Here is a 3,620-nt window from a genome sequence, read left to right on the forward strand (position 1 = left end):
CTGCTACCGGCCTGGCTGCCGGGCCTGGCCGCCGGTCTCGGCGTCACCCTGCTGGCGTTGCTGGCGCTGTTTGATGCCGCCTCCCCCTGGGTCTGGCCCGCCTGGATCGCATGGCTTGGCGCCGCCTATCTGTGCTGGCACCACAGATTTATCGCCGGGCTCGCCATGGGCTGCCTGAGCCTGATCGCCGTGATCCTGGCGGCCCTTGGCAAGTGGATGGAGCCCGACATCAACGGCTTTCTGCTGCTCAGTCTGATTGCCATCGGCCTGTCAGTGGCCGCCAGCCGCTGGCTGCAACAGCAACGGAGGTCCCATGCCTAAGCAAGGTATCGGGCAAGCCCGTCAAGAGGAGGCACCATGGCTGATCTGACCCCCTGGCAGCGGCTGCAACAGGCCAATTTGGTGGAAGGGGACGCCCCCCATGATACCCGGCCCCACTGGTCGAGCCGCTTCCTGCTCGGCATGGTGGGCTGGATCGCCGCCCTCTTCCTGCTGTTCTTCCTGTTCATGTCGTTCTCGCAGCTCACCCGGGATGCCAACAGCGCCCTGATGATGGGCGTCGTGCTGATGGCCATCGCCTATAGCCTCAACCGCTTCGCCCAGCGCAACGCCACATCCAGCGATCTGGTGGATCAGTTCGTGCTGGCGCTGGCGCTGGCCGCCGATGCCTGGCTGCTCTATGGCCTCATTGATCAGCTTGACCCGCACTCGGCGCCGCTCTGGCTGGGGCTGGCCCTGCTCTCGCTGGCCATCGCCGCCCTGTTCGAGCACTGGCTGATCCGGCTGTTCCACAGCTTCGCCGCCGCCATACTGCTCACGCTTGGGTTGGCTTGTCTCGGCCTGCAGCTGCTGGCGCTGCCACTGGTGATGGCGGCCATCACCCTCTGCTGGCTGCAGGCGGAGCGTCAGCCCGTCCACCATCAGTGCTACGAATCCCTCACCCTAGGGTTGGCGCTCTCCCTGCTGGTGCTGGGGCGCTTGCACCAGCCGCTGTGGGACGGGGGCGCCAACATGCTCGACGAGCTGGGCCACTCCCGCCTGCCGCTCTGGCTCAATCCCCTGCTCTGCGCAGCCCTGCTGCTCGGGGTCATGGTCCGGCTCAAGCTGCCACTGCGGTATGGGCTGCCACTGGTGCTGATCAGCGCCCTCATCCCCGGCATGGGGGCTGGCACGCTGGTGCTGGTGCTCGGCTTTTATGCCGGGAGCATGGGGCTGATGACGCTGGCGGGCCTGCTGCTGCTCGGCTTTGGCTCCCTCTATTACTACGATCTGGGGCTGACCCTGATGACCAAATCCTGGTTGCTGCTGGGCTCGGGCGCCCTGCTGCTCGGCACCCGCCAGCTACTGAAGGTTCTGAATGGGAGGACACCATCATGAGACGGCTTGGGCTCCTGCTGACCGGCCTCGCCATACTGGCAGCCATCAACGTCACCGTCTGGCGTTACGAGCGCGCCATCAGCAGCGCCGACAGGGTGCTGCTCAGGCTGGCACCGGTCGACCCCCGCTCCCTGATGCAGGGGGATTACATGCGGCTGAACTACGACATTGCCCGCCAGCTCGGTGCCCATCGCAACAGCGAACGCGCCAATGGCAGCGATACCCTGGTGATCCGCCTCGATGGGCAACAGGTGGCCAGCTGGGTGGCCGATGGCACGTCCGCGCAACTGGCGCCGGATGAGCGGCTGTTACAGGTGCGGCGCAGCGACAACCAGTGGCTGATCGGGCCCGATGCCTTCTTCTTCGAAGAGGGCACAGGGGCGCAGTATGAAGGGGCACGCTACGGCGAATTTCGGCTGCAAGCAGATGGCAAGGCGCTGCTGGTCGGGCTGCGTGATGAGCAGTTCAAGCTGATGGGAACCAGCAGGGGGCGTTGGTAAGCACTTGCAATATCAGACCTTTTTACCCACTCTGCGCCAGAGGATCACAGGCTTGACACCAAGGATGGGCTCATGAGGATAAAGTTGTGCTGTTATCTGCTGTTGATGTCGAACCTTGGTTCCGCGCAGGCAGATCTGGCCAAGCTGGAGTACCTGACCGAGGAGTCCCCCCCCTACAACTTCAGCGATGAGGCCGGTCAGCCCAGCGGGCTGGCGGTCGAGTTGCTGCAGATGGTCTGGCAGCGCAGCGGCACCCCTGCCCAGCCCATTCGCATCCTGCCCTGGGCGCGAGGCTACAACCTGCTGACCCACAAACCCAATGTGGTGCTCTTCTCCATCGCCCGCACCGACACCCGCGCCCCCCAGTTCAAGTGGGCCTGCCCCATCGACGACGCCGAATACATACTGCTGGCCCACAAGCAGCGCCCCATCAGCCTGACCACCCCCGCGCAGATGAACGCCTACCTGATCAGCGCCGTGCGGGCCGATGCCTCCGCGCAGTTGCTGCTCAACCGGGGCATGGATGAATCGCGCATCATACCGGCCAAGCGGCTGAGCCAGGCGCTGCGCATGCTGGTCTCGGGCCGCACCGATCTGCTGGCCACCAGCAAGCTGGCCGGTTATGACGCCATCGACGAGCTCAAGCTCAACCCCGATGATTTCAATGTGGCCCTGGTGCTGGATGCCGAAGCGCTCTGCTACGCCTTCAGCCCTCAGGTGGATGACAGCGTGGTCAAGCAGTTCCAGCACGCCCTGACCGGGGCGCTGGCCTCGCCGGAGTTTCAGCGCCTGCGGCTCAAATACCTCTCTCCCCCTTGAATCCAGCGCGACCTGGCGACCCATCCCCCTGATGCCCGCGCCGATCCGATTGGCGAATAATCATGATGTGGTAACACTTGAGGATGAAGGAACACCACATCAGGATGGCCAAGATGAAACAATGGATTGGAATCGCCGCGCTCATGGTTACCGCCATCACCCAGGCCAGCCCTGGACTTGGCAAACTGCACTACCTCACCGAAGAGTACAAACCCTACAACTTCGCCAACGAAGCCGGCGCCCCCACCGGCCTCGCCGTCGAGCTGCTGCATCAGGTGTGGCAGAAGACCAACACCCCGGCCCAGACCATCACCATCATGCCCTGGGCACGGGGCTACTACCTGCTGACCCAAAAACCCAATGTGGTGCTCTTCTCCACCGCCCGTACCGGGGCGCGGGATCCGCTGTTCAAGTGGGCCTGCCCCATCGGCTATGCCGAGATTGTGTTGATGGGGCTGGCCAAGCACCCGCTCACCCTCACCAAGCTGGAGGATGCCCAGCAGTACAACATAGGGGCGGTGCGCGCCGACGTGGGGGAGCAGCTGCTGCTCAACAACGGCTTTGACGAGCAGAAAATCATGGCCGCCAACCGCCTGCCACAGGCGCTCAAGATGCTCACCTCGGGCCGGGTCGATCTTGTCTCAACCAACAAGACCACCCTGATGGATCTCATCGCCACCCAGCAGCTGGATCCCGCCCAGTTCAAGGTGGCCTGGACGCTGAGCTCGGAGCAGTTCTGCTTCGCCTTCAGCCGCCCGGTCAGCGACGAGCTGGTCAAGGAGTTCCAGACCGGCCTGACTCAGGTGCTGGCCAGCAGCGAATTCCAGCAGATCCAGAACAAGTACTTCCCCGCCCGCTAGGCGAACCCGTCATGCGGGGCCCATGGGGCCCCGTGTGATGTCTGGTGTCGCCATGGCATCACGC

The 3,620-nt window shown here is 64.1% G+C and carries 4 protein-coding genes and 1 pseudogene; all 5 read left to right on the forward strand.

All coding sequences use genetic code 11. The annotated features are described in order from the left end of the window. Positions 1-321: pseudogene (locus AAC083_RS03600) on the forward strand (DUF2157 domain-containing protein); the annotation flags it as partial. 36 nt (positions 322-357) lie between these two features. Continuing rightward, complete coding sequence (locus AAC083_RS03605) at positions 358-1,377, forward strand: DUF4401 domain-containing protein (protein WP_108535822.1); 1,020 nt, start codon at positions 358-360, stop codon at positions 1,375-1,377. Next, positions 1,374-1,877 (forward strand): GDYXXLXY domain-containing protein, encoded by a 504-nt coding sequence (locus tag AAC083_RS03610; RefSeq protein WP_108535823.1) that lies wholly within the window; start codon positions 1,374-1,376, stop codon positions 1,875-1,877. The genes AAC083_RS03605 and AAC083_RS03610 overlap by 4 nt, the downstream gene beginning before the upstream one ends. 72 nt (positions 1,878-1,949) lie before the next feature. Further along, positions 1,950-2,696: a substrate-binding periplasmic protein gene (locus tag AAC083_RS03615; RefSeq protein WP_108535824.1), complete on the forward strand. Its 747-nt coding sequence runs from the start codon at positions 1,950-1,952 to the stop codon at positions 2,694-2,696. 113 nt (positions 2,697-2,809) lie between these two features. Next, positions 2,810-3,556 (forward strand): substrate-binding periplasmic protein, encoded by a 747-nt coding sequence (locus AAC083_RS03620; RefSeq protein ID WP_108535825.1) that lies wholly within the window; start codon positions 2,810-2,812, stop codon positions 3,554-3,556. Positions 3,557-3,620: the final 64 nt, after the last annotated feature.

Origin of the sequence: Aeromonas sp. HMWF014 (assembly GCF_963878295.1) — a bacterium.
Lineage (GTDB): Bacteria > Pseudomonadota > Gammaproteobacteria > Enterobacterales > Aeromonadaceae > Aeromonas > Aeromonas popoffii.

Coding starts and splice junctions, on each gene's coding strand:
- AAC083_RS03605 (WP_108535822.1), top strand. CDS start 358: ATGGCTGATCTGACCCCCTGGCAGCGGCTGCAACAGGCCAATTTGGTG.
- AAC083_RS03610 (WP_108535823.1), top strand. CDS start 1,374: ATGAGACGGCTTGGGCTCCTGCTGACCGGCCTCGCCATACTGGCAGCC.
- AAC083_RS03615 (WP_108535824.1), top strand. CDS start 1,950: ATGAGGATAAAGTTGTGCTGTTATCTGCTGTTGATGTCGAACCTTGGT.
- AAC083_RS03620 (WP_108535825.1), top strand. CDS start 2,810: ATGAAACAATGGATTGGAATCGCCGCGCTCATGGTTACCGCCATCACC.